The 23,721-nt window shown below is 60.8% G+C and carries 24 protein-coding genes; 19 read left to right on the top strand and 5 right to left on the bottom strand.

The genetic code is table 11. The features are described from left to right. Window positions 1-4: 4 nt before the first annotated feature. Window positions 5-1,276, top strand: coding sequence for a 4-aminobutyrate--2-oxoglutarate transaminase (gene gabT / locus GEV37_RS04125; RefSeq protein ID WP_227388920.1), 1,272 nt, complete (start codon window positions 5-7; stop codon window positions 1,274-1,276). Between the two features lie 49 nt (window positions 1,277-1,325). Here gabT and hmpA read toward each other — a convergent pair whose 3' ends face one another. The 3 genes from hmpA to GEV37_RS04110 all read right to left on the bottom strand — a co-directional run bounded on the left by hmpA (window position 1,326) and on the right by GEV37_RS04110 (window position 4,727). Continuing rightward, the gene (hmpA, locus tag GEV37_RS04120) at window positions 1,326-2,498 is read right to left on the bottom strand and encodes an NO-inducible flavohemoprotein (RefSeq protein WP_227388919.1); all 1,173 of its coding nucleotides are present in this window, start codon (window positions 2,496-2,498) and stop codon (window positions 1,326-1,328) included. 123 nt (window positions 2,499-2,621) lie between these two features. Continuing rightward, the gene (locus GEV37_RS04115; protein ID WP_227388918.1) at window positions 2,622-3,068 is read right to left on the bottom strand and encodes an Rrf2 family transcriptional regulator; all 447 of its coding nucleotides are present in this window, start codon (window positions 3,066-3,068) and stop codon (window positions 2,622-2,624) included. A gap of 93 nt (window positions 3,069-3,161) precedes the next feature. Continuing rightward, window positions 3,162-4,727, bottom strand: a complete 1,566-nt coding sequence (locus GEV37_RS04110; protein WP_227388916.1) for a cryptochrome/deoxyribodipyrimidine photo-lyase family protein — start codon at window positions 4,725-4,727, stop codon at window positions 3,162-3,164. A gap of 78 nt (window positions 4,728-4,805) precedes the next feature. Between GEV37_RS04110 and hmuQ the strand changes: the two genes are divergently transcribed. The 18 genes from hmuQ (at window position 4,806) to hydA (ending at window position 22,379) form a co-directional block, all read left to right on the top strand. After that, the gene (gene hmuQ / locus GEV37_RS04105; protein WP_227388915.1) at window positions 4,806-5,108 is read left to right on the top strand and encodes a heme-degrading protein HmuQ; all 303 of its coding nucleotides are present in this window, start codon (window positions 4,806-4,808) and stop codon (window positions 5,106-5,108) included. Between the two features lie 362 nt (window positions 5,109-5,470). Then, window positions 5,471-6,421, top strand: coding sequence for a hypothetical protein (locus GEV37_RS04100; protein WP_227388914.1), 951 nt, complete (start codon window positions 5,471-5,473; stop codon window positions 6,419-6,421). Between the two features lie 81 nt (window positions 6,422-6,502). Continuing rightward, window positions 6,503-6,709 carry a KTSC domain-containing protein gene (locus GEV37_RS04095; protein WP_076939701.1) on the top strand — a complete coding sequence of 69 codons (207 nt, stop codon included), beginning with the start codon at window positions 6,503-6,505 and terminating at the stop codon, window positions 6,707-6,709. A gap of 84 nt (window positions 6,710-6,793) precedes the next feature. Then, entirely contained in the window at window positions 6,794-7,612 is an 819-nt protein-coding gene (locus tag GEV37_RS04090) for a hypothetical protein (protein ID WP_227388913.1), read from the top strand. A 242-nt stretch (window positions 7,613-7,854) separates the two neighbouring features. After that, a complete protein-coding gene (locus GEV37_RS17065) occupies window positions 7,855-7,938 on the top strand; it encodes a hypothetical protein (protein ID WP_386111273.1) in 84 nt (27 codons plus the stop codon). Beyond that, window positions 7,929-8,234, top strand: a complete 306-nt coding sequence (locus GEV37_RS04080) for a HigA family addiction module antitoxin (RefSeq protein WP_386111155.1) — start codon at window positions 7,929-7,931, stop codon at window positions 8,232-8,234. Before GEV37_RS17065 ends, GEV37_RS04080 begins: the two co-directional genes overlap by 10 nt. Window positions 8,235-8,296: 62 nt before the next feature. Continuing rightward, window positions 8,297-8,470: a hypothetical protein gene (locus GEV37_RS04075; RefSeq protein ID WP_227388911.1), complete on the top strand. Its 174-nt coding sequence runs from the start codon at window positions 8,297-8,299 to the stop codon at window positions 8,468-8,470. Between the two features lie 229 nt (window positions 8,471-8,699). Continuing rightward, complete coding sequence (aptA, locus tag GEV37_RS04070) at window positions 8,700-10,061, top strand: omega-aminotransferase AptA (RefSeq protein ID WP_227388910.1); 1,362 nt, start codon at window positions 8,700-8,702, stop codon at window positions 10,059-10,061. An 18-nt stretch (window positions 10,062-10,079) separates the two neighbouring features. Beyond that, window positions 10,080-11,576 (top strand): CoA-acylating methylmalonate-semialdehyde dehydrogenase, encoded by a 1,497-nt coding sequence (locus tag GEV37_RS04065; protein ID WP_227388909.1) that lies wholly within the window; start codon window positions 10,080-10,082, stop codon window positions 11,574-11,576. Window positions 11,577-11,949: 373 nt separating this feature from the next. After that, the gene (locus tag GEV37_RS04060) at window positions 11,950-12,639 is read left to right on the top strand and encodes a GntR family transcriptional regulator (protein ID WP_227388908.1); all 690 of its coding nucleotides are present in this window, start codon (window positions 11,950-11,952) and stop codon (window positions 12,637-12,639) included. 261 nt (window positions 12,640-12,900) lie between these two features. Then, window positions 12,901-13,872: a TRAP transporter substrate-binding protein gene (locus GEV37_RS04055; RefSeq protein WP_227388907.1), complete on the top strand. Its 972-nt coding sequence runs from the start codon at window positions 12,901-12,903 to the stop codon at window positions 13,870-13,872. A gap of 142 nt (window positions 13,873-14,014) precedes the next feature. Then, window positions 14,015-14,455 carry a TRAP transporter small permease gene (locus GEV37_RS04050; RefSeq protein ID WP_264477654.1) on the top strand — a complete coding sequence of 147 codons (441 nt, stop codon included), beginning with the start codon at window positions 14,015-14,017 and terminating at the stop codon, window positions 14,453-14,455. After that, entirely contained in the window at window positions 14,452-15,732 is a 1,281-nt protein-coding gene (locus GEV37_RS04045; RefSeq protein ID WP_227388904.1) for a TRAP transporter large permease, read from the top strand. The genes GEV37_RS04050 and GEV37_RS04045 overlap by 4 nt, the downstream gene beginning before the upstream one ends. 18 nt (window positions 15,733-15,750) lie before the next feature. Beyond that, window positions 15,751-16,629, top strand: a complete 879-nt coding sequence (gene dapA, locus GEV37_RS04040) for a 4-hydroxy-tetrahydrodipicolinate synthase (RefSeq protein ID WP_227388903.1) — start codon at window positions 15,751-15,753, stop codon at window positions 16,627-16,629. 9 nt (window positions 16,630-16,638) lie between these two features. After that, on the top strand, window positions 16,639-19,605 hold the full coding sequence (locus GEV37_RS04025; protein WP_275951396.1) for an FAD-dependent oxidoreductase: 2,967 nt from the start codon (window positions 16,639-16,641) through the stop codon (window positions 19,603-19,605). Continuing rightward, the gene (locus tag GEV37_RS04020; protein ID WP_227388902.1) at window positions 19,602-20,483 is read left to right on the top strand and encodes a DMT family transporter; all 882 of its coding nucleotides are present in this window, start codon (window positions 19,602-19,604) and stop codon (window positions 20,481-20,483) included. Before GEV37_RS04025 ends, GEV37_RS04020 begins: the two co-directional genes overlap by 4 nt. A gap of 19 nt (window positions 20,484-20,502) precedes the next feature. Next, complete coding sequence (locus GEV37_RS04015; RefSeq protein ID WP_227388900.1) at window positions 20,503-20,901, top strand: gamma-glutamylcyclotransferase; 399 nt, start codon at window positions 20,503-20,505, stop codon at window positions 20,899-20,901. A gap of 62 nt (window positions 20,902-20,963) precedes the next feature. Next, window positions 20,964-22,379: a dihydropyrimidinase gene (hydA, locus tag GEV37_RS04010; RefSeq protein WP_227388899.1), complete on the top strand. Its 1,416-nt coding sequence runs from the start codon at window positions 20,964-20,966 to the stop codon at window positions 22,377-22,379. Window positions 22,380-22,546: 167 nt separating this feature from the next. Here the strand turns inward: hydA and GEV37_RS04005 are convergent, their stop codons facing one another. Both GEV37_RS04005 and GEV37_RS04000 read right to left on the bottom strand, forming a co-directional pair. After that, window positions 22,547-23,389, bottom strand: coding sequence for a PhzF family phenazine biosynthesis protein (locus tag GEV37_RS04005; RefSeq protein ID WP_227388897.1), 843 nt, complete (start codon window positions 23,387-23,389; stop codon window positions 22,547-22,549). A 26-nt stretch (window positions 23,390-23,415) separates the two neighbouring features. Then, complete coding sequence (locus tag GEV37_RS04000) at window positions 23,416-23,574, bottom strand: YjiS-like domain-containing protein (RefSeq protein ID WP_227388896.1); 159 nt, start codon at window positions 23,572-23,574, stop codon at window positions 23,416-23,418. Window positions 23,575-23,721 lie beyond the last annotated feature (147 nt).

The raw sequence follows: 23,721 nt of genomic DNA, 5'->3' as shown, positions 1-23,721 counted from the left end.
GACGATGACCAACCACGAATTGAACGAGCTGAAGAACCGTTTTGTCGCCAACGGCGCCGCCACCCCGACCACCCAGTTCGCCGAGCGCGCCGAAAACGCGGAAATCTGGGACGCCGACGGCCACCGCTGGATCGACTTCGCCGGCGGCATCGGCGTGCTGAACCTCGGCCACCGCCACCCGAAGATCGTCGCGGCGGTGGAGGCCCAGCTCAAGAAGGTGATGCACACAAGCGCCGCCGTGATCTCCTACGCGCCCTATGTCGAGCTGTGCCAGAAGCTGTGCGAACTGACCCCGGTGCGCGGCCCCGAGCGCAAGGCGATGCTGGTCAATACCGGCGCCGAGGCGCTGGAGAACGCGGTGAAGATCGCCCGCGCTGCCACTGGTCGCTCTGGCATCATCACGTTCGATGGTGCCTTTCACGGGCGCACCATGATGACACTCGCCATGACCGGCAAGGTGCTGCCCTACAAGAACGATTTCGGCCCGATGCCGGGTGACGTCTTTCGCGCGCCGTTCCCCAACCCGATCCACGGCATCAGCGAAGAAGCGTCTCTGGAGGCCATCCGCACGCTATTCAAGACCGACATCGCCCCGCACCGCACGGCGGCCATCGTCATCGAGCCGGTGCAGGGTGAAGGCGGCTTCTACATCGCCTCTCCCGAGTACCTGCAGGCCCTGCGCGCGCTGTGCGACGAGCACGGCATTCTGCTGATTGCCGATGAAGTGCAGTCCGGCTTCGCCCGTACCGGCAAGCTGTTCGCGCTGGAACACAGCGGCATCGAAGCGGACATCCTCACCACCGCCAAGAGCCTCGCCAACGGCATGCCGCTCTCGGCGGTCGTGGGCACCGCCGCGGTGATGGACGCCTCCGGCCCGAATTCGCTGGGCGGCACCTACAGCGGTAACCCGCTCGCCTGTGCGGCGGCGCTGGCGGTGATCGAGACGATCGAGGAAGAGAACATCCTCGCGCGCAGCGAGCAGATGGGCCGGATGCTCGCCGAGCGCTTTGCGGTGTGGGAAGCGCGCTTCGAGCACGTGGCCCACGGCCGCCATCTGGGTGCCATGGCCGCCTTCGAGCTGGTAGACGCCAACGGCAAGCCCGACTCCGCCGCTACCGCGGCGCTCTGCGCCAAGGCGCGCGAGCAGGGCCTGATCCTGCTTTCCTGCGGTTTCTACGGCAACGCCGTGCGCATTCTGGTACCGCTGACGGTCTCGAGCGAGGTGCTGGAAGAGGGACTGGGTATCATCGAAGCGTCGCTGCAAGCGCTCGACTAGGTCGCGAGCGCTTGCAGTCGGCTGCTGGCTTCTCGGCCGTTTACTTCTGTCATGCGGCGGCCAGCGGCCGGGCGGGGCCGAAGTGCTCGTAATGGCGGTGGGCTTCATCGACGCCCAGCGCCGCAAGCGCCTTGTCCATCATCGCCATGAACCCTTGGGGGCCGACGAAGTAGCAGTGCGTGTCGGTGCCCGGCAGGTAGCGCGCCAGAAGCGCCTGGTCGATGCGTCCGATGTGCGCCGCCTCGTCCCCGTTTTCCAGCACGTCGATCACCGTGAGCTGCTCCGGGTAGTCACGGGCGAGCGCCTGGACGTCATCACGAAAGGCATGGTGATCGCGGTCGATGGCGGCGTGCAGGTAGACCACCCGGCGGCCCTTTGAAAGCGCCTGGCGGGCGATGGGGAGAAGCGGCGTCTGGCCCACCCCGCCGCTGGCCAGAAGCAAGGGTTCGCTGCCCTCGATGAGCGTGAGATCACCCGCCGGCGGCAGCAGCTCCAGCGTATCGCCCACGTCCAGCGTATCGTGAAAGTGGCGGCTGACGCGGCCCTGCGCCTCGCGCTTGATCGAGAGGCGGTAGCTCTTGCCATTGGCGATGTCCGAGAGGCTGTAGTGGCGGTAGACCGGCTCGCCGTCGATCAGCACGCGCACGCCAATGTACTGGCCCGGCAGATGATCCGCCACCGGGCCGCCGTCTTCAGGCTCCAGCACGAAAGAGCGGATCACCGCGCTCTCCTGACGGGTGCGTGCGATTCTGAAGCGGCGCGCGCCGCGCCATCCGCCGGGGCGGCGTTCGAACTCGCGGTAGCGCTGGTCCTCGAGATCGATCAGAAGGGCGGCCAGTTCCCCGTAGAGCGCGCCCCAGGCGTCGGCGATCTCCGGGGTGAGCGCGTCTCCCAGCACCTCGCCGATCGCCGCCATCAGGCACTCGCCGACGATGGGATAGTGCTCGGGCAGGATGTTGAGCGATACGTGCTTGCTGACCACGATATCCAGCGCCGCCCGCGCCTTGGCCGGGTTGCCGCGCAGCTGCACGTAGGCCAGCACCGCGCCGGCCAGCGCCCGGGGCTGGCTGCCGTTTTGCTGGTGGACCTCGTTGAACAGCACCTTCACCTCCGGGTAGCGCTCGAACATCAGCGGGTAGAAACGGCGGGTGATGGCTTCGAGGTGTTCGGCGACCACCGGGGCGGTGGCGGCAATCAAGGCTTCCTGGTCGTGGCTCAGCATGGCGTGCTCCTTATAAGATGTATTTAAAATGAATCTTATAAGGCGGGCTTGATTAGCTCAAGCGCGCAGGCTCGCCGGATGTTGATCTGGATCAAGAAGTGGTGGGTTATTGAAAGGCAGCGCTCATAGCTGGGCAGCGGGGATGCGCAAAAGCCCGGCGAGCTCCGGTACGTGGCCATCGAGCACGTCTGCCAGGGTGTAGCGGTCGAGCACGGCGAGAAAGGCAGCCAGCGCCTCGCCGAGAATCGGCCGCAGCCGGCAGGCCGGGGTGATCGCGCAGCCGTTGCCTTGCTGGAAGCACTCGACCAGCCCCAGGTCCTGCTCGGTATCGCGCACCAATGCCCCGAGCCCGATGGTGTCGGGAGCGCGCGCCAGCACCAGCCCGCCATTCTTGCCCCGCATCGCGGTGACGTAGCCTTTGCGCGAGAGCTCGTGCACCACCTTCATCAGGTGGTTGCGCGAGATATCGAAGGCCTCGGCAATCTCGCCGATCGTCGAGCGCGCCTCCTGCTTGACGGCGAGATAGATCAGCACGCGAATCGAGTAGTCAGTGAACCGGGTCAGCTGCATGGTGGGCGCCTGGCGTTCGCCCCGCGCGGGGCATCGAGATGGAGGCCGTAGCCTAATCACTTACCGGTTGTGGGTCAAAGCACACGGCGCCGCTCAGTCGGCGGGCGGCTCGAACAGCGCAAGCTGGCGATGATCCACGGGTTTTATCCGCCCGCGTCGGGCGCTGGGGCGGCGGTGGCTGGCAAGCCGAGCCATCAGCACCTGGCTGATCTCTTTCGCCTGCGGCGTGTGACTCATCTCGAAGATGCGCGTTTTCCACACCTGCGCTTCGGCTTCGAAATCGTGGGGCAGCGGGTAGTGCTCGCCGGGGGTGAAGGCGTAGCGCGTCTGCAGGCTCTGCGGCAGCGCCCAGGGTTTGGTCCGCCACTCGACGGGGAGTGCGGTAAGCTCCGGCACCCAGCGGGCGACGAATTCGCCGCTCGGGTCGTTGTCTTCCGCCTGCTTGATCGGGTTGTAGATGCGCAGCGTATTGAAACCGGTGGCGCCGGACTGCATCTGGATCTGCGGGTAGTGGATGCCGGGTTCGAAATCGGTGAACAGCCGCGCCAGGTGCAGCCCGGGCTCACGCCAGTGAAGGCCAAGGCCGAAGGTCGCAAACGAGATCAGCATCGCGCGCATGCGGAAGTTGATCCAGCCGGTATGGATCAAGCAGCGCATGCAGGCATCCACCAGCGGCACCCCGGTGTGGCCGCGCTTCCAGGCCAGCAGTCGCGGGTGCTCGGGGTCGCGCTCGCGCAGCCCCTTGAGCGCCGGGTGTAGCGTGTACGATTCGATACTCGGCTCGCTTTCGAGCTTCTGGATGAAGTGGCAGTGCCAGTGCAGCCGCGAGGCGAGTGCTCTTAGCGAGTGCGCCCAGCGGGTCTTCTCGGCGTGCTTCTCGCGTTGATGGCGCAGCGAGCGCACCACCTCGCGCATCGAGAGCGTCCCCCAAGCCAGGTGCGGCGACAGCCGCGAGCCGTGCACCTCGGCCAACAAAGGCTTCGAGATCGAACCCCGGTAGCGCTCGCCGCGCCGGGTGATGAAGTCGTACCACAGCGCCCGCCCGGCCCGCCGACCGCCGGGCTGGCGCGCCGGGCAGGGCGTGGTGTCGAAGCCAAGCGTTAGCTCGGCCAGTTCCTCTATCTCGACATGATGAAACGCCTCCCAGCCTGGCGCAGCGTGGGCATTGGTGGGTGCCTTGAAGGGCGCGGCCTGCATCAGCGCCTCCCACTGTTCCTCCCAGGCCTCTTGATCCACGCGGCTCTTGAGCCCGCGCACCACGCCCACCTGACGATATTCGTGCCACGTCACGCCTTTAGCGCGGCACCAATCCAGCACCGCCACATCGCGCGCGTAGCTCCAGGCGTTGCCGGTTTCCTCATGCGAGTAGAGCGTAAGCGCCCCGTAGTGCGCCTTCAGCGCGGCGAGCAGCGCGAGCATATCGCCCTGCCAGATACACAGCGGCAGCCCCCGCTCGCGCAGCGCCGCCGCGAGATCGACCAGTGACTCGGCGGCGAACTGCCAGTGGCGCAATGCGCTGTCTGGCGCCTGCCACTGGCCGGGCTCGATGGCGAACACCGGCAGTACCAAACCTGCCTCGGCGGCAAGGGTCAGTGGCGCGTGGTCATGAACGCGCAGATCGCGCTTGAACCACACCACGTGAATACTGGCAGTGGCCATGGGGCTCCTTGGGCTATCCGTGCCCGGGTCGTAGCGTTACCATCAAGCGTTGGTCACAATCTCCCAAGGAGCAAGCCCATGTACATCGCCATGAACCGTTTTCGTATCGCCCCGGGCCGGGAAGAGGAGTTTCTCGAGGTATGGCGCAACCGCGACTCCCACCTGGACGAGGTACCCGGCTTCAAGGAGTTCAAGATGCTCCAGGGCGACAAGCAGGACGACCATACCGTGTTCATCTCCCACAGTATCTGGGAAAGCCAGGAGGCCTTCCGCGCCTGGACGCAGTCCGATGCGTTTCGCAAGGCGCATGCCAATGCCAAGTCGCCGGAAGGGATTTATCTGGGGCCGCCGAAGTTTGAAGGGTATGAGGTGGTGCTTTAGAGCATTCCTTTGAAACCACGTGTTCGATGCTGCCGCTTGCGAGCGGTAGTGTTGTGTTTGGCTGGGGTGAAATGCTGACGAGTGTGTGGGGCTGCGACCTATGGTTGACGGCTTTCATCGAGTTTACGCGTGACCGAAGGTAAATTTGTGGGTAGGGTGTGATGGAATTGAGCAAAACGAGCGGGCACGCGAAGAAAGGATAGGCTGCCTGAGAATTAGGCCGTACTTTATTTATCAATGGGTTATAGTTTCGGGGTTGGCTGCATAACCTCAATGAACGCGCCGGCACGTTTATTGAGGTTATGCAGCTGGGCGTATAATCACTGTTATAGCTGTAGAGCACAAATCTAAGGAGAAAGAGGTTGTCGGAAAAACCAAATTACTTTGTAAGAACTTTAATAGTGCTTTTCGTATTAGCGCTTTTCTCTATGGCATTCTTAAGCTTCTATCTGGCCGAACCGAAATACCAAATAACAACAGGCATTGTTACGATAATAGGGTTTGTTGTTGTGCTGGTTTTGTCGGAATCTTTCAATAATCTTAGTTTGGGTAAGATATTATCACTGAGTAGAGAGGTTCAAAAGAAAGAGCATGAGAAGGAAAAAGTAACAAGCGAGAATAAAGAGTTACGGCAAGAGCTTTTTAAGATCGTATCAAATATCCAGCAATCACAAGTTAACAATACATACAATGCACCATCTGATGAGTGGTTGAAACTGCTTGGAGTTGTAAAAGCACCAGAATCTGATGCTGAAGAGGATCAGGAGGAACAAAAGGAAGCTCAACGCGCTATGGAGTACATGGCAGAGCGTCAAAAGGCTAGAGACGAGTCTAGGGCAAGGATGGAATTGCGTAGAACAGCTGAGATTATTGGAATGGAGAAATACGCCAAAAACCTCTCAATATCTGATTCAGTGATAATTCAGCGCGCTGAGTTTTCACAAGCATTCGATGAGATTGACCCAATAATGCACAGAAGAATTATTTTCGACGGGTATATAAAGGGGGCGGGTCAAGAGCGATTTATTGATGTTCGTCCTAAGGGCTCGATCTCTCCAATGTATTATGATCGTCTTTACGTAATGCTCAATAAAATATACCTTTATCGTCAAGCGAAAGGAATTTCAGCTGAACTAGTTCTAATCATGCTAGATATCGAGGGAGAAGACAATAATCGGCTTTGGAATATCGATAAGTTTTATGACTATTTTCAGTCTGCAATTTCAAATAAGTTACTAAAAATCGAGTCGATCAGTGTGTCCACTGAAGAGATTGGAAAGTACGGCAGTAATAGTCAGCAAAGCTTGCTATAACAAGGCGCTGCTACGGAAAATTTATTCGCTGGCGCTCCTAAATTTCCGCAGAGCGCAGCGTTAAAATCTCGGGAGAGCATCATGATTGAGTGGGTTTCTGTAAGCTCAAAAGCCATAAGAAAAATCGGATATGATGCTACCAGTTCCAGAATGTTTATCGATTTTGAAGATAGCCATCCGATTTACACGTTCTGTGGCGTTCCAGAATCAGTGTTCCATGATTTTATAAGTTCTGGCTCTGTTGGACGCTATTACCACCAATACATTAAGGATCGGTATCAGTGCTGATCTGGTGCTAATTTTGCAGGCAATGATAAAACTAATGACATCAGTGAGTGGCTTCGCTATGCTGATGAAATGTCAGGAAAATATATGAACAATATAATGGAGATTGATCTCAGCAAGCGGCTTGAGATAAAAATCAATAACAAAAACCCTGTCGGTCTGGAAGATCTATCTCTCTCTTTACTGGCTTTCAATCATCAGTTTCAAAAGTTTGTCGAGTCTGAGACCAATCGGGAAACGGATATAGGCTCCGAGTTACTGATTAAAGAGGTTCGTAGCGGGTCAATCATTGTCGAGTTAATTTCCCATGCTGCACCAATAATACCTCTGCTGTGGGAAGGTGGTTCGTTGGCTCAATGGTCCAAAGTCGCAGAGGGGATTTGTGGTTGGTTATTGGGTAGAGCAGAGAAACCTCCAAAAGAGCTAACAAAGCAGGATCTTCAAGAGTGGAACAAATTTGTTGAGCCTGTGGCGAAGGATAATGGCTCTCAAATGAACATAAATGTTTCCGACAATGGCAAGGTAATCCAGCAATTCATCATCAATTCCACCGAAGCAAATGCCATGCAGAACCGAATCGGAAACCTGATATCCGACATGGATACCCCCGAAGGCAACATACATACCCGAAAGGTGATGTATTGGTACCAGACAAAATTTGATCCGAATTCAGACACAGGTAATCGAGCAATCATCGATGACCTCTCGAAATCAGCCTTAAAGGTAATTTTCGAGAATAATGCGGTAAAGGATGAGATGCTGCATGCGGAACCAAAATTTGGGAAGCCTTGGCATGAACTTGCTTATGTGGTTGATGTAGAGGTTGAGACTGTGAGGGGAACGCCCAAAATGTATAAGGTCCTCCGCTACTACCCGGAGCATACCTTTGACCCTGACGCGGACTGAGGTTTTAACAAATGGCTGTTGTCGGAAGCGCCTACGCTGCGCTCCGGCACGCCGCAAAGCCAAGCGTTATGCAAATTGACACCCTGTACGTTACAGGTTGCGTTTAGAGGTTGATACGAAGCATCAAACACAAGGGCTTGGCCGAGTTCTTCAAGTCTGGTAGCACTGCGGGTATTCAGGCCGCTCATCCAAAGAGGCTTTGGCTTCAGGAGCTTTCCGGCCATCGGTCGGGAATCTGGTCGGTGACGGTAAGCGGCAACTGGCGCATGACGTTCCGTTTTGAGGATGGAGACGCCGAGATAGTGAATTACGAAGATTGTCACTGAGGTACTCCTATGTTGATGCACAACCCCCCCATCCAGGTGAAGTCATAAGAGAGCTGTGCTTGGAGCCTCTTGGTTTGTCTGTGACAGCGGCGGCACAAGCGCTCGGGGTCAGCCGAAAAACGTTAAGCGCAGTTTTGAACGGCAAAGCTGGTATTAGCCCGGAAATGGCAGTCAGGCTTTCTATCGCTTTTAATACCTCATCGGAGAGCTGGCTAACCCAGCAGGCTCAATATGAGCTGTGGCATGCTGAGCAACACCGTAACGACCTTAGGGCCAAGAAGCTTGTCGCCGCGTAGTAGAGCACATCATCAGGCCATCAAATTCGCTCCCTCCGGTCGCGGCGAGCTGGGAGGAGGATGTGTTGGGCAGCGACGTGTTGAGAGACGGCGATACCCAGCGCGTGACGCTGACCAATTACACCAGCCCCATCTTCGATATTCGCCTGGTGGATGAAGACAAGGACAGCTACACCTTCTGGGATGTGGATGTCTCGCAGCGGGATATCGTGGTCACGCTGGATGATCTGGATTGAAGCACCCTCGTGGTCAAGCATGAGCGAAACCCCGAACCGTACCCTCATTCCGGTGGGCTGACCGGCAACGCTCATCTTTGGAGCTTGGGAAACCGAAACAATCAAGCGGATGCTGCGAAGGAAAATGCTAACGTATGAATTCTCTAACGTGAACTAAAGAAAAATCTGTTTTTATAAACGTGGCGAGCGGCGCATGCTGGAGGGGTCTTCCACTTCTGGAGCCGGAGCCATGACGGATCTTTCCACGGGCGCTTCGCCCCGTAGTGCCTCTGCCGAGCGCACTAGCACGGCACTCAACCACCACTACTGGATGCCCTACACCGGCAACCGGGATTTTCGTGCGAACCCCCGGGTCATCACCGGGGCCGAAGGGCGCTATTACATCGACGATCAGGGCCGCAAGCTATTCGATTCGCTCTCCGGGCTCTGGACCTGCGGGGCCGGGCACAACCGCGAGGAGATTCAGCAGGCGGTCTCGAAACAGCTCGGCTCGCTCGACTTCGCGCCGGGCTTTCAAATCGGCCACCCCTTGGCGTTCCAGCTGGCCGAGAAGATCGCGAGCCTGACGCCCGAAGGGCTCGATCACGTCTTCTTCACCAACTCCGGGTCGGACGCGGCGGACACCTCGATCAAGATGGCGAAGGCCTACTGGCGCCTGAAGGGTAAACCCGAAAAAACGCGCCTGATCGGCCGCGCCAAGGGATATCACGGGGTCAACATCGGCGGCACGAGCTTGGGCGGCATCGGCGGCAACCGCAAGCACTACGGCCAGTTGATGGACGTCACCCACCTGCCGCACACCCTGCAGGCGGGACACGCGTTCACTCGTGGTCAGGCCGAGACCGGCGCGGCGCTGGCCGATGCGCTGCTCGATCAGATCGCGCTGCACGACGCCTCGACCATCGCGGCAGTGATCGTCGAGCCGATGTCCGGCTCCGCTGGCGTCATCGTACCGCCGAAGGGGTATCTGGATCGGCTGCGCCAGATCTGCACCGACCACGATATCCTCTTGATCTTCGATGAGGTGATCACCGCCTTCGGACGCAGCGGCGCCCGTACCGGCGCTGAGGCGTTTGGCGTGACGCCGGATATCATGAACGTGGCCAAGCAGGTCACCAACGGTGCCATTCCGATGGGCGCGGTGATCGCAAGCCGCGAGATCTTCGATACCTTCATGCACGGCGGCGGCCCGGCCCACGCCATCGAGTTCCCCCACGGCTACACCTACAGCGCCCACCCGGTGGCCTGCGCCGCGGGTCTTGCCGCTCTCGAGATGCTCGAGCGCGAGGACTTCCCCGCCCAGGTGCGCGGTATCGCCCCGGCCTTCGAGCAAAAACTTCACGCCCTGAAGGGCCGCCCCCACGTGGTGGATATTCGCAATTTTGGGCTTGCGGGCGCCATCCAGCTCGCCCCGCGCGCGGGCGACCCGACCCTTCGCCCGCGCGATGCGCACCTCGCGCTGTGGGAAGCAGGCTTCTACGTGCGCTTCGGCGGCGACACGCTGCAGTTCGGCCCTCCCTTCGGCACCACCGACGCCGAACTCGAGCGGCTGTTCGATGCCGTCGCCACCACCCTGGATGCCCTCGCCTGACCGACCAAGGAGACCTCGATGGAACACATCACCCACCTGATCAACGGCGAGTCCGTTAAAAGCGAGCACACGCTTGCTGTCACTAACCCCTCCACCGGCGAGGTGATTCGCCAGGTGGCAGAGGGCCGCCGCGAAGACGTCGAGCGCGCCATTGCCGCCGCCCAGGCGGCATTTCCCGCCTGGCGCGACACGCCGCCGGCCAAGCGCGCCCAAGTGATGTATCGCTTCAAACAGCTTCTGGAAGACAACGCCGAGCGTCTGGTACAGCTTGTCAGCGAGGAGCACGGCAAGACCCCGGAGGATGCCCTGGGCGAGCTCAAGCGCGGCATCGAGAACGTCGAGTACGCCTGCGGCGTGCCGGAACTCTTGAAAGGCGAGTACTCCCACAACGTCGGCCCGGGGATCGATGCCTGGTCGAACTTCCAGCCGCTGGGCGTGGTGGCGGGTATCACTCCGTTCAACTTCCCCGCCATGGTGCCGCTGTGGATGTATCCGATGGCGATCGCCTGCGGCAACACCTTCGTGCTCAAGCCCTCGGAAAAGGACCCCAGCGCGGCGCACGCGGTGGCAGCACTCTTGAAGGAGGCCGGGCTGCCGGATGGCGTGATGAACGTGGTCCACGGCGGGCGCGAGGCGGTCGAGACGCTACTGGACGCCAAGGCGATCAAGGCGATCTCGTTCGTCGGTTCCACACCGGTGGCCGAGGCGATCTATAGCCGGGGCACGGCGAACGGCAAGCGCGTTCAGGCCTTGGGTGGAGCCAAGAACCACGCCGTGGTGCTGCCGGATGCGGATCTGGAAAACGCTGCCAATACGCTGATGGGCGCGGCCTTCGGCAGCTGCGGCGAGCGTTGCATGGCGATCTCGGTGGCGGTATGTGTGGGCGACGAAACCGCCGACCGGCTGGTGGAAACGCTGCTGCCCAAGATCGCCGCGCTCAAGGTCGGCCCCGGCACCGACAAGGGCCTGGACATGGGCCCATTGGTCACCGCCGAACACCGCGACAAGGTACTCGGATATATCGAGGAGGGCGTGCGAAGTGGCGCGAAACTCGTGGCTGACGGGCGCGAGCTGACCGTGAAAGGCCATGAAAACGGCTACTTCGTGGGCGGCTGCCTGTTCGATCACGTCAAACGTGACATGCGCATCTACCAGGAAGAAATCTTCGGCCCGGTGCTCTGCGTGGTGCGCGTGGGAAGCCTCGATGATGCCATGCAACTGATCAACGACCACAAGTACGGCAACGGCACGTGCCTGTTCACCCGCGATGGCGAGGCCGCCCGGCGCTTCACCGACGCCATCGAAGTCGGCATGGTCGGCGTCAACGTGCCGCTGCCGGTACCCGTGGCCTATCACAGCTTCGGCGGCTGGAAGCGCTCGCTGTTTGGCGACTTGCACGCCTATGGGCCGGATTCCGTGCGCTTCTACACCCGCCGCAAGGCGGTCTCCCAGCGCTGGCCTTCGGTGAGTGAGGCGACCCGGGCGGAGTTCTCCTTCCCGGCTAATCAGAACTGACGCTCCTGACCCGCCAGAGTTGACGTCTCGAGCCATCTAGGACATCGTCTCAGCACCGCCTTCGGGCGGTGCTTTTTTTGTCGTCGCTTGCGCTGCCAGCGTCGGCGAAGTCTTTCTCGTTTGCGTCATAGGGCTACGCCAGCCCCTCGACGACCAACAGTTCGAAAAGGCGGTGCAAACGGTCACCTCGGTGATCCTGCGTGGAATCGGACTCACGGCTTGATCAGGGCCGAGTACGTCGAGACTATCGTTAACAAGAATCAAAACTTCTTTTATCGCTTTCGGTGTTCTTGCCGTGATTAAAAGTCGACCGGTAAATAGTCCTGGTGAGTGTTTTACGAAGCTGGCTAGAATGGAAAGTTCATGATGACCAATGATTTGTACCGAGGTAAGACGAGTGTTTCTAGCATTGAACGATAGTGAACATAACGAGCGAACCGAGCAAGGTGGTTTATCCAGCGTTGCTTACGATGCCATCATGCGGATGATACTGGCACGTGAACTCTCGGGCGGCGATATCATTCAGGAAAGGCGTCTGGCGGATGAGCTCGACATGTCGCGCACACCGGTCAGGGAAGCCCTGCGTCGCCTGGAAGCCGAGGGGTGGCTGGAGCGTCTCAACGCGCGAACCATCGGCGTGAAGAAGATTGCCATCAATGAATACGTGGCGGCGCTTCAGGTGCGTGAGCTTCTGGAGCCCGAGGCGGCAGCCCTGGCGGCGGCGAAGGCCGGTACCGACATGATCACCGAGTGGGCCAGCAAGCTCGAGGCCATTCGCCAGGCAGAGCAGACCGGTCTCAAGCAGCAGTGGGAGTTCGATCAGACGCTGCACATGGGGATCGCCAAGGCAACGGGCAACGAAGTCTTGCTGAAGATCATCTCCGAGCTGAGAAAGACGACGCAGATCTTCGAGAACCAGACGCTGCCCGCGCGATCCTTTCCTGGTTATGACGCTCACCTTGCGATCATCCACGCCATCGTCAGTGGCGATAGCGAACAGGCGCGCAACGCCATGCAGCTTCATTTGCGCGAAACCAAGAAAAATATTTTCGATGCCATCTAAATATAACTCGCTCTGACGGCACGAATTTGGTGCGCGAGCTGATTGTCATGGCGGGTGCAAGGCTAGCCATGGCGCTATGAGAATCGGTTGATCGACTATCTTTGGTTAAACGTGTCAGGGCATGCACTAAATCTGTGCAGTAACGTCCGATTGAATCCCTTTTTTGTTGCATAACGCTGAGCTAACTACCAACGAAATGACAGTTGACAGCTGGTATACCACTGGTCTACAAATGGGCTACAACGTCTAAGAGATATAACTATGAAAAAATCTATAGCTGTTGCAATGGCCGTTTTCACCACTACCTGTTCGACGGCTTCCTTGGCGGACACTCTGGTCTTGAGAGCCGGTCACTCGGCCAATCTGAGTGAGCCTTATCAAAAGGGATTGGAAAAGTTTGCCGAAGTCGTCGAGCGAGAAACCAATGGTGACGTGACGGTTCAGATCTTTCCCAATAATCAACTGGGCAACGAAAGAGAAATGATCGAGGGCGTGCTGTTGGGAACCCTGGATATCGCCGTTCCCACCAATGGCGTGCTGACCAATTTCGTTTCTGAACTCTCGATCTTCGACCTGCCGTTTCTTTTCGATGATCGCGCTCACATGTACCGCGTGCTCGATGGAGAAGTGGGCGAACGACTGGCGTCGACCATGCAGGACAACGGCTTTCGCCTGCTCGGTTTCTACGAAGCCGGTATTCGCCATATCGTGACTCAGGAGCCCGTCAACAGTATCGAGGATCTGGATCGTCAAAGCATCCGTACCATGCAGATCCCGGCGCATGTGGCGGCGTTCAATGAGTTCGGTGCCAACGCGACACCGCTTGCCTACAGCGAACTCTATGCTGCGCTCGAAGCCGGTGTGGTGGATGGCGCCGAAGCGGCGTACACCAACTACCAGGCTCAGCGTTTCTATGAGGTGGCGCCTTACCTTGCCGAGGTCAGCTGGACGACCCTGGTGGCCGATCTGATCATGTCCGAACAGCGCTTCCAGAGCCTGCCCGAGAACGTGCAGCAGGCCTTGGTGGTCGCCGGTCAAGAGTCCGCGGATTACGAACGTCAGGTGTATGCCGAAATGGATACCCGCATTCGCGAAGAGCTCCTGGATGCCGGCGTCGAATTCACTCAGCCGGACTTGGCACCTTTTCGTGAAAGAGCGCAGGCGGTTTACAGCCAATACGTCGATACGGATCAGAAGAAGACCCTTCTGGACATGATTCAGCAGCAACATTGAACCGCCATTCGCTATTTACCGCGTCGTAAATGGCCCCGCTGTTTCGGGAGATATCATGACACCTATAGTGCGATGGGCAGAACGAGTGCTGCAGTGCATTCGCGTGTTGATTGCAGCATGCATCGTCGTTTTATTTGCGTATATGGTCGTGGCAATACTTACCCTGGTAGCGGGGCGATACGTGTTCGGTTTTTCCGTGGCGGGTGCTGCGGAAACCGCCACCTTCGCGCAGATATGGGTGATCTTTCTCGCCGCCGGAGTGGCGATGCGCGAAAAGCTCCATATCGGCGTCGATATACTTTATGAAGCGCTGCCGATGTTTCTCAAGCGTGTGGCCGCGCTGTTCATTCTGCTGCTGGGCAGCTGGTTCTTGTGGCTGGCCATTCTGGGCAGTCAGCGGCTGCTGCAGATTGGGCAGATGCAGACGTCCTCGGCGTTGGGCATTCCCATGTGGATTCCCTATCTCTCCTTGCCGGTAGGGCTCGGGTATTTCTTCCTCGAGTTCTTCATCGCCTATTCGAGAAAGATATTCGCAAGCTCCACCAACGCCGACCAGAACGATGAAGAGGGCGCCGTCTCATGATCATGGTCCTCGTACTGTTTGTCGTGCTGCTGATCGCTGGCGCCCCGATCGTGTTCACCATGGGCGTGTCCGCGAGTCTCGTCTTGATGGGCGAGGGAATTCCCAGCAGCATCATCTCCCAGCGCCTGTTTGCCGGCCTGGATAGTTTCACCATCATGGCCATTCCCTTTTTCGTGCTGTCCGGGCTCTTGATGGAGCGCGGTGGCATCGCTCGGCGCATGATCGATTTCGCGACCGCTCTGGTCGGCTGGATTCGTGGCTCGCTGCTGCTGGTCTCGGTCGTCTCGGGCACGGGGCTTGCCGCCGTGTCCGGGTCCGGTTCTGCGGACACGGCGGCCACCGCTTCCCTGATGCTGCCGGAGATGAGGCGCCGTCGCTACGATATCGACTTCGCCGCAGGCTTGATGGCGGCAGCGGGCTCGCTGGGGCCAGTCATTCCTCCCTCCATCATGATGATCGTGCTGGCATCCGTGGGCAACGTCTCGGTAGGTGACATGTTCATCGCCGGGGTCGTGCCCGGGTTCTTGATGGCGGCGGGGCTTCTGCTGGCAGGGTATCTCCATGCGCGTCGCCACGGTGGGGTCTACAGCCATGTTCAGCCTTTCTCGCTGCGTGAGCTGGGCTCGACCGCTTTCAAGGCGATCCCCGCGTTCTTGATGCCGCTGATCATCATTGGCGGTATCGTCGGCGGCGTTTTCACCCCGACCGAGGCCGCCGCCGTGGCGGTAGCCACGGGGCTGCTGGTGGGGCTTCTGATCTATCGTGAGCTGAAGCTTCGTGACCTGCCTCGCCTGATACTGCGCGCCGCCAGCATTTCCGCGTCGGTGATGATGATCATCGCCGTGGCCAACATCTTCTCCTGGCTGGTGGCCCGCGAAGGCGCGCCCCAGCTGCTGGTCGGGTTCCTGCAGTCCATCTCCGACAATCCGTTGATCTTTCTGGCCCTGCTCAATGTCGGCCTGCTCTTCATCGGCATGTTCATGGAAAGCATCGCCGCCATCCTGATCCTGGTGCCGGTACTCATGCCTGTCGCTCAAAGCTACGGTATCGACCCGCTCCATCTGGGGGTGGTCATCATCATCAACCTGTCCATCGGCATGGTGACGCCGCCCTACGGCATCACGCTGTTCGTGGCCAGCAGCATTGCCCAGCGCCCGATCATGCGCGTGGCGTCGAAGATCGTGCTGCCGCTGAGTTTCATGCTGGCCGTGCTCCTGTTGGCCACCTATGTACCCCAGGTCGTCACTGCCTTACCTGATCTTTTCAGAACCCGTTAACGTTGAGTAGGAATCCCAATGCCCCAGTTCGCCGGTACTTATAGTGTGCTTATCACCCCGTTCGATGACGACCTGAACGTAGACGTGGAGAGGCTGCGCTCGTTCATCGATTGGCAGATCGAACAGGGCATCCATGGCCTGATACCGCTTGGCAGCACCGGCGAGTTTCTCTCGATGACCGACGAGGAGCGCCGCCTGGTGGCCAAGACCGTGATCGATCAGGCGGCCGGTCGCGTGCCCGTGCTGGTGGGGACCGGCGCGGAAAACACCAATGACGTGGTGCGCTATAGCCGCGAAGCCGAGGCGCTCGGCGCGGATGGTCTGATGATCATTCCGCCGTTCTACAGCTGCCCTACCGAAGACGAGCTTTACCATCACTACAAGCAGGTATCGGACGCCGTGTCGCTGCCGATCATGATCTACAACAACCCGAATGCAGCCAACGTGGACATGCAGCCCGAAACGGTCGCCCGGCTCGCCGAGATCGAGAATGTCGCCTACATCAAGGAGTCCACGCTCGAGGTCACCCGAGTACGCGACATTCTAAGACTGTGCGGTGACAAGATCGGTGTGTTCGGCGGCGTGCTGGGGTTCGAGTCCTACGTGGAAGGGGCGATCGGCTGGGTGGCCGTTGGCTCCAACGTGATGCCGGCCGAGTTCGCCGACCTCTACACGGCGACGGTCGTCGAGAAAGACCTGGATCGCGCTCGTGAGGTGTACCGTCGCATTCTGCCGGTCATCGATTTCGTCTTTGGCCATCGCTACGTATCGGGCACCAAGGCGTTGCTCGAGTCGATGGGCCAAAGCGTGGGCCATCCCCGCCCGCCGCGGTTGCCGTCCCCCGCCGACGACAAGGCGTGGGCCGATCGCATCGTTCGTACACTTGCACTGAAGTAAGGGGCGATCATGGACGCGCTGGGACGCAAGGCCGTCAAGGCGGCAGCGAGCATCACCTTCACCTTCGAAGGCGAACACATCAAGGCTCTCGAAGGCCAGAGCCTGGCCTCTGCCTTGGTCGGAGCCGGCCATCTCTCCCAGCGCGAGGGTCGCCAAGGCGGCCTGCACGGTCACTACTGCGGCATGGGGGCGTGCTTCGAGTGCCTCGTCAACGTCGATGGCCATCACGGTGTGCGTGCCTGCATGACGCCTGCCCAGCAGGGGCAGACGGTCACACGTCATCCCTACAAGAGTCCGCTGACACACACGCCCTCTCACGCTACCCCCAAATCCTCTCATGAGATCGTGACGACGGACGTGCTGGTGATCGGCGGTGGCCCCGCCGGCTTGCAGGCGGCGCTTTCGGCCCGTCAGGCGGGAGCGGACGTGCTACTGGTCGACGAGCGGCCGAGTCTGGGCGGGCAGTACTACAAGCAGCTTTCGCAAGCCTACGCGACGCGCGATGGCAAGGCGCCCGACAAGCAGATGCAGGCCGGACGCGAGCTCATCCAGGCGGTGAAGGAGGCGAAGGTACGATCCTGGCACGATACGCTCGTCTGGGGCGCGTTTCGAGAGCGCCCGGAACAGCTGCGTATCGGTGTCGAGCAGGCGGGCGAGGCGAAAATCATCGAGCCTCGCGCTGTCGTCGTCGCGACCGGCGCCACCGAGCGCTCTTACCCCGTGCCCGGCTGGACGCTGCCCGGCGTGATGACCACGGGCGGGCTGCAAACGCTGCTGCGCTCCTATCGAACAGCGCCGCCGGGGCCCGTGCTGGTTGCCGGGAATGGTCCGCTCAACCTGCAGGTCGCCGCCGAGCTGGTCGCAGCCGGTGTCGAGGTGGCGGGCGTCGTCGAGAGTGCACGTCTCACCTCCCTGACCGCGCTCGCTCGAACCGGGCAGGCGAGTCGTCATGCGCCCGGCTTGATCAGCGCGGGACTTGGCTACCTGCTGACCCTCAAACGTGCTCGCGTGCCCATTTTCGATGGCCAGGCGGTGGCGGCGATCGAAGGTGACGACGCTGTCCAGAGCGTGGTGCTGGCGCCCGTGACCGCCTCGGGCGAGCTGGGCGAGGCGAGGCGTCGCCTGCACGTCAAGGCGGTCGGGCTCGGGTACGGCTTTCAGCCGCAGGCCGAGATCGGCCGGCTGCTGGGTGTCGAGCACGCGTATGCGCCCGCCACGGCCTCCGCCGTGAACGTGCTTTCCGCCGACCGGCGAGCGGACGGTAGCTGCAATATCGACGGTATCTTCATCGCCGGGGAGGCTGGAGGCTTCGGCGGTGCCCAGCTGGCGCTGGCGCAAGGGGCGCTGGCCGGCGCTGCCGCCGCTAAATACTGTGGCCATGAGGTGAGCGACAGCGGCGCGAGCTGGCGGGAGCGACAGCGAACGCACCAGCACTTTCAGACAGCACTCTGGCGCGCCTTCGAGTCGCCCTTGAAGCCTCTGGCCGGCCTGACCGACGACACGGTGGTGTGCCGCTGCGAGGGAATCACCGCCGGAGAAATCCGCAGTGGCTACGAGGCCGGGAGCGACGTGGCCTCGGTCAAGCGTCAGACCCGGGCCGGTATGGGGCGCTGCCAGGGCCGCTACTGCGCCTCGACGGTCAGCCGGCTGATCGCCAGCGACAAGAGTGATGGCAGCCAATTCGATCTGCCCGCTCCGCAGAATCCGATCAAGCCGATCACCATCGGCGCACTGGCCATCGAAAAGGGCGAGTGGGCCGGCCACCGGCGCGTCGACATGCCGCGCTCACCAAGCCGGCAAACGCCTGGCGCCGCCCGTTCGGTCAATGATGCCGAGGTGCTGGTCATCGGGGCCGGTGTCGCAGGAAGCGCCACGGCGAGGGCGCTGGCTCAGCGGGGCGTCGACGTGGCGGTGCTGGATCGCGGGCTGCCCAATGGCCAAGCGTCGGGTGGCAATGCGGGCAGCCTGCATGTTCAGCTGCTGTCGTTCGATTTCGGTGCCAAGGCTGAAAGTGGAGGAGGGCCGGCCGCCAGTACGCTACCGCTGCAGCAGGCGAGTGCCTCGCTTTGGGAGCAATTGGCCAGCGAACTGGGGTGCGATATCGAGTTCAAGCGCAGTGGCGGTCTGATGGTGGCGGAAAACGAGGTTCAGATGCGTTTTCTGGAGCGCAAGGCCGCGCTCGAGCGCTCGCTGGGCATCGATACCCAGATCGTCGGACGGTCCGACGTGGAGCGCAAGGTGCCCACGGTGTCAGAGGCCGTGGTGGGTGGGGCATGGTGTGCCGAAGAAGGAAAAATCAACCCGCTGCTCGCGACGCCGGCGCTGGTGCGGGCGGCCAAGCAGGCCGGGGCGCGCTTTTATACCGGCGATGCGGTGTGTTCGATCGAGCGCGTCGATGGGCAGTGGCAGGTTGGCACCCGTAGCGGGCGTCTCTATCGAGCACCTCGAATCGTCAATGCGGCAGGCGCCTGGGCGGGCGAAATAGGCCGGCTCGCGGGCATCGACGTCCCCGTGCACGCCGCTCCCTTGCAGATGATCGTCACCGAAGCGGCGGAGCCGGTGGTCGATGTTCTGCTGGCTCATGCCGATCGTCACTTGACGCTCAAGCAGGCGGCGAACGGCAATGTCATCATCGGCGGTGGCTGGCCGGCGGGGCTCAGCATTCCCTTTGGTTACCAGCGGCCGCTGCTCGACAGCATCGAAGGCAACCTCTGGGTGGCGCAGCACGTGCTGCCGGCCTTGAATCGACTTCGTGTGATACGCAGCTGGGCGGCGGTCAATATCAACATCGACGGCGCACCGATTCTGGGTGAGGCGCCTGGGCTGCCCGGCTTCTTTAACGCCGTGACCTCCAACGGATACACGCTGGGGCCGCTGGTGGGGCAGATCACGGCGGATCTGCTGACACGAGGCCATGGCGACTGGGATCTGACGCCTTTTTCGCTGACCCGATTCGAAGGGCTTCGCCTCTCTTGAGTACGTTGACCGCTGCCTCACAGCGCCCGTTACGCGGCATCGCGTGCATGCTGGCGGCGGCCGCGCTGTTCGTGGCCATGGACTCTCTGGCCAAGTACCTGGGAGATCGCTACTCCCCCGTACAGCTGGCCTGGTCGCGCTACACCGTGCATCTGGTCGTGTTGGTGGCGCTGCTGGCCGTCATGGGGCGACTCAATCGCGGCGAACTCGAAAGCCAGGCTCCCTGGGGGCAGCTGGGCCGAGGGCTGCTGCTGCTGGGCGCCACGCTGTTCGCTTATCTCTCGGTGCGCGCGTTGCCGTTGACCCAGGTTTACGTCGTCAACTTCAGTTCACCGCTCATCGTCACGCTGCTGGCTATTCCACTTCTGGGTGAGCGGGTGGGTATCAAGCGTATCATGGCTGTGGTGGGTGGCTTTTCCGGCGTGCTCATCGCCGTGCAACCCAACGTGGGCGGCGTGAGCGGGGAGCTTCTGCTGCCCGTGGCCATGGCGGTCTGTTTCGCGCTTTATCAATTGGCAACACGCTATTTCGCCGCGCAGGACTCCGCGCTCACGTCGCTGCTTTATACCGCCGCGGCCGGCGGGGTGGTGAGTACGCTGGCGGTGCCCTTTTTCTGGGTTCCCATCCTGACCCAGGACATTGCCCTGTTCGTCATGATCGGTGTGCTGGGGGCGTTGAGCCATTTCGCACTGATCGAGGCCATGCGTTCGGCCTCGGCATCGCTGGTCTCGCCCTTTCTCTATTCACAGCTGATCTGGGCGACGCTCATTGGCTACTGGTTTTTTGGTGACGTCCCCTCCGGAGCCACCCTTCTGGGGGCGGGTATCGTCGCCTTGGCAGGCGGTTATCTGATCATCGGTGAGCGCCATCGACATTAGATCGAAAAGGAGAACTTTCATGAGTGAACAATCCCAAACGCTGCGCATGTTCGTCAACGGCCAGGCGATGTCGGGGGGAAGCATCAATTTCGCCCTCGAGGGCGCGAAATTTCTGGGGCCGGTCAAGACCGCTCCTCGCTATCGCTTCTACTCCGTGCGCGATGAGTTTCCCGGCCTTTGGCCCGTCGAGCAGGGCGGCCAGTCGATTCCCGGCGAACTCTACGAAGTGACCTACGCCCAGCTTCGCGAATCGCTGCTGCCCAACGAACCCGGCGAGCTCGAGTTGAGCGTCATCGAACTCGAGGACGGCAGCGGCTCTTTGAGCATGAAGATGCGTGCCGAGGAGATCGATGCCGATGGCGTGGTGGAAATCACCGATCAAGGCGGCTGGCTCAAGTATCTCGCTCGCAAGGGGTGATCGCTGCGGGTCTTTCGTCCGCGATACTCACCTACGACACTTACTAACAAGAGCATCTTTACATGACCGGATTCGATTTGATCATTCGTAACGGCACCGTGGTGACCGCAAGCGACACCATGCGCTGCGATGTCGGGATTCGTGAGGGCAAGATCGTGGCCCTGGCGGACAAACTGGAGGGCGGGGAGCGCGAGATCGACGCCACGGGGCTTTTGGTCCTGCCCGGCGGCATCGACAGTCACGTTCATCTGGCGCAGCCCACCAGCGACGGCAGCGTGATGGCCGACGACTTCGAATCCGGTACCCGGTCGGCCGCCTGCGGTGGCAATACCACGGTCATTGCCTTCTCGCTTCAGGAGCGCGGAGCGTCACTGCTCGATTCGGTCGCGGAGCATCATCAGCGCGCGGCGGACAAGTGTCATATCGACTATGCCCTGCACGCCATCATTACCGACCCTACTCAGCAAGCGCTCGAGCATGATCTGCCCAAGGTCGTGCAAGAGGGGGTCTCGTCGATCAAGATCTTCATGACCTACGAGGATATGGCGCTGAACGACGGCGAGATTTTCCGGGTCATGGAGGCGGCGCGTCGCGAAGGCGCGCTGACCATGGTGCACGCGGAGAATTTCGACGCCATCCAGCAGATGACCGAGCGCCTGGAGAAGGCCGGCCAGACTGGGCCGCGCGGCCATGCCGACTCCCGGCCCATCGTGGTCGAGCGCGAGGCGACGCATCGTGCGATCAGTTTCGCCGAGCTGGTCGATGTTCCGCTGTTCGTCGTGCATGTCTCCGGTGGCGATGTGATCGAGCAGATCGAGTGGGCGAAGCGGCGTGGCCTGCCCATCTATGCGGAGACCTGCCCGCAGTACCTGACGCTGACCGCAGACGATCTGGATAACGCCAACATGGAGGGAAGCAAGTACGTGTGCAGCCCGCCTCCGCGAGACGAAGCCAACCAGAAAGCCTGCTGGGATGCCCTGGCCAGAGACGTGTTCTCGACCTTTACATCGGACCACTGCCCGTTCATCTACGAAAGCGAGACCGGCAAGCAAAAGGCCGGTGCCGACACGAGCTTCAAGTACGTGCCCAACGGTATTCCCGGCGTCGAGACGCGCCTGCCGATCCTGTTCAGCAAAGGGGTCAGCGAAGGGCGCATCAGCCTGAATCAGTTCGTTGCTCTGTCAGCGACCAATCATGCCAAGGTGTATGGCATGTATCCTCGCAAGGGAACCATCGCCATCGGCTCGGATGCCGATATTGCCCTATGGGACCCGGAGAAGCGCGTCACGCTCTCGCAATCGATGCTCAACCACAACTGTGACTACACGCCCTACGAGGGCATGGAGTTGATCGGTTATCCCGTCACCGTCATTTCCAACGGCGAGATCGTGGCCGACCAGGGGCGCCCTACGGGCGGTCCCGGCAAGGGACGCTTCATTGCCCGAGGCCCCTCGAGTTTGATTCCCACAACGCGGTAAGACTTGGCGGGCGCTTACCTCACCCGCTACGGTGCATGCTCTGATTCATCCCTAGCCCCGTAGCGCGGTATAACGAGCGCAGCGAGGCATCCGCGAAGGCGGCCTCAGCCGCCCCAGTGATGGCACCCCATCATCAGCGGCAGGTTGTTATGCCAGAGGATGGGGAGCTAACCGATCCGCAGTTCTCCCTTGCCCATCCAGACGGCACGGCCACCGACGCGTACCCGGTCAGCGTCCATGGCGGTGTCGATCACGCTGGGCCGTCCCATCTCCACGCCTTGGTGAAGGGTCCAGCGCCGCGCCGTTCCGGTGGTGGCAAGATAGCCGCTCAGCGCCGCCGCCGCGCTGCCGGTGGCGGCATCCTCGCACACGCCGTGCTCGCGGGAGAACATGCGGGTGCGCAGTCTCGGCAGGTTATCGGCCACATAGAGGTAGACCTGCTCGACACCGGTTGGCGCCACGCGGGCCTTCCACTCGGCCGCCGAAAGGCTGACCGCCGCCAGCGCTGCCAGATCGCGCAGCTCGATCAGATGAAAAGCTAGCCCGCAGGAAGAGATGACGGGCGTACCGACGACCTGGTGCGCCTCGAGCCCCAGCAGCGCCGCGGCGGCGGGACCGTCCAGCGCGCTCGATGCTATCCGGGCGGGGTGCGCGGTAATGAAGCTGGCTCGGTCATCGTCGAAGGCGATGGGCAGCGCGCCGACCGGCGGCACCAGCGTCAGCGCCTGTCCGCGATCGACCAGGCCGAGGTCGGCCAGAAGCCAGGCGGTGCCTACGGTGGGGTGGCCGGCGAAATCGAGCGCTTCGACCGGCGTGAAGATGCGCATCGGATAGCGATTCGCCGCATCGGCGCGGCCCAGAAAGACCGTCTCCGCCAGATTGAGCTCCCGGGCGATCGCCTGGCAGGTGCGGCTGTCGAGCGCATCGGCATCGAGAAACACGGCAAGCTGATTGCCTGCGAAGCGGGTATCGGTAAAAACGTCGAGTAGATGGTAGGTCGCGGTTTTCATGGGGCGGTCCCTGGTAAAAGAGCGTGTCAGAAGAGGCGGCGGCTTTCGCGGCGAACCTGTGCGCGACTGATGCCGACATCCCTCAAGAGCCGGTCGTCAAGGGTGGCGAGCTGGCGGCGGCTGCGTTGACGCTCACGGTAACGGCGTAGTCCGGATCGGATGCTTGCAAGGCTGAAGCGGGGCATGGGAGGTCTCCTGTAGGGGGCCCGTTCAGGTTACTCAGCAACATAAGTTCAATACAGATATAGAAATGAAAGATTTTAAAATACAGTTGAGGTATTTTCAGGTGCTGTAGGGTGGCTTTATCCACCAACTGTATGGCGACTGAAGAG

Source organism: Vreelandella malpeensis, from assembly GCF_020622355.1.
Classification (GTDB): domain Bacteria; phylum Pseudomonadota; class Gammaproteobacteria; order Pseudomonadales; family Halomonadaceae; genus Vreelandella; species Vreelandella malpeensis.
This window is presented reverse-complemented; position numbering and strand designations above follow the sequence as displayed.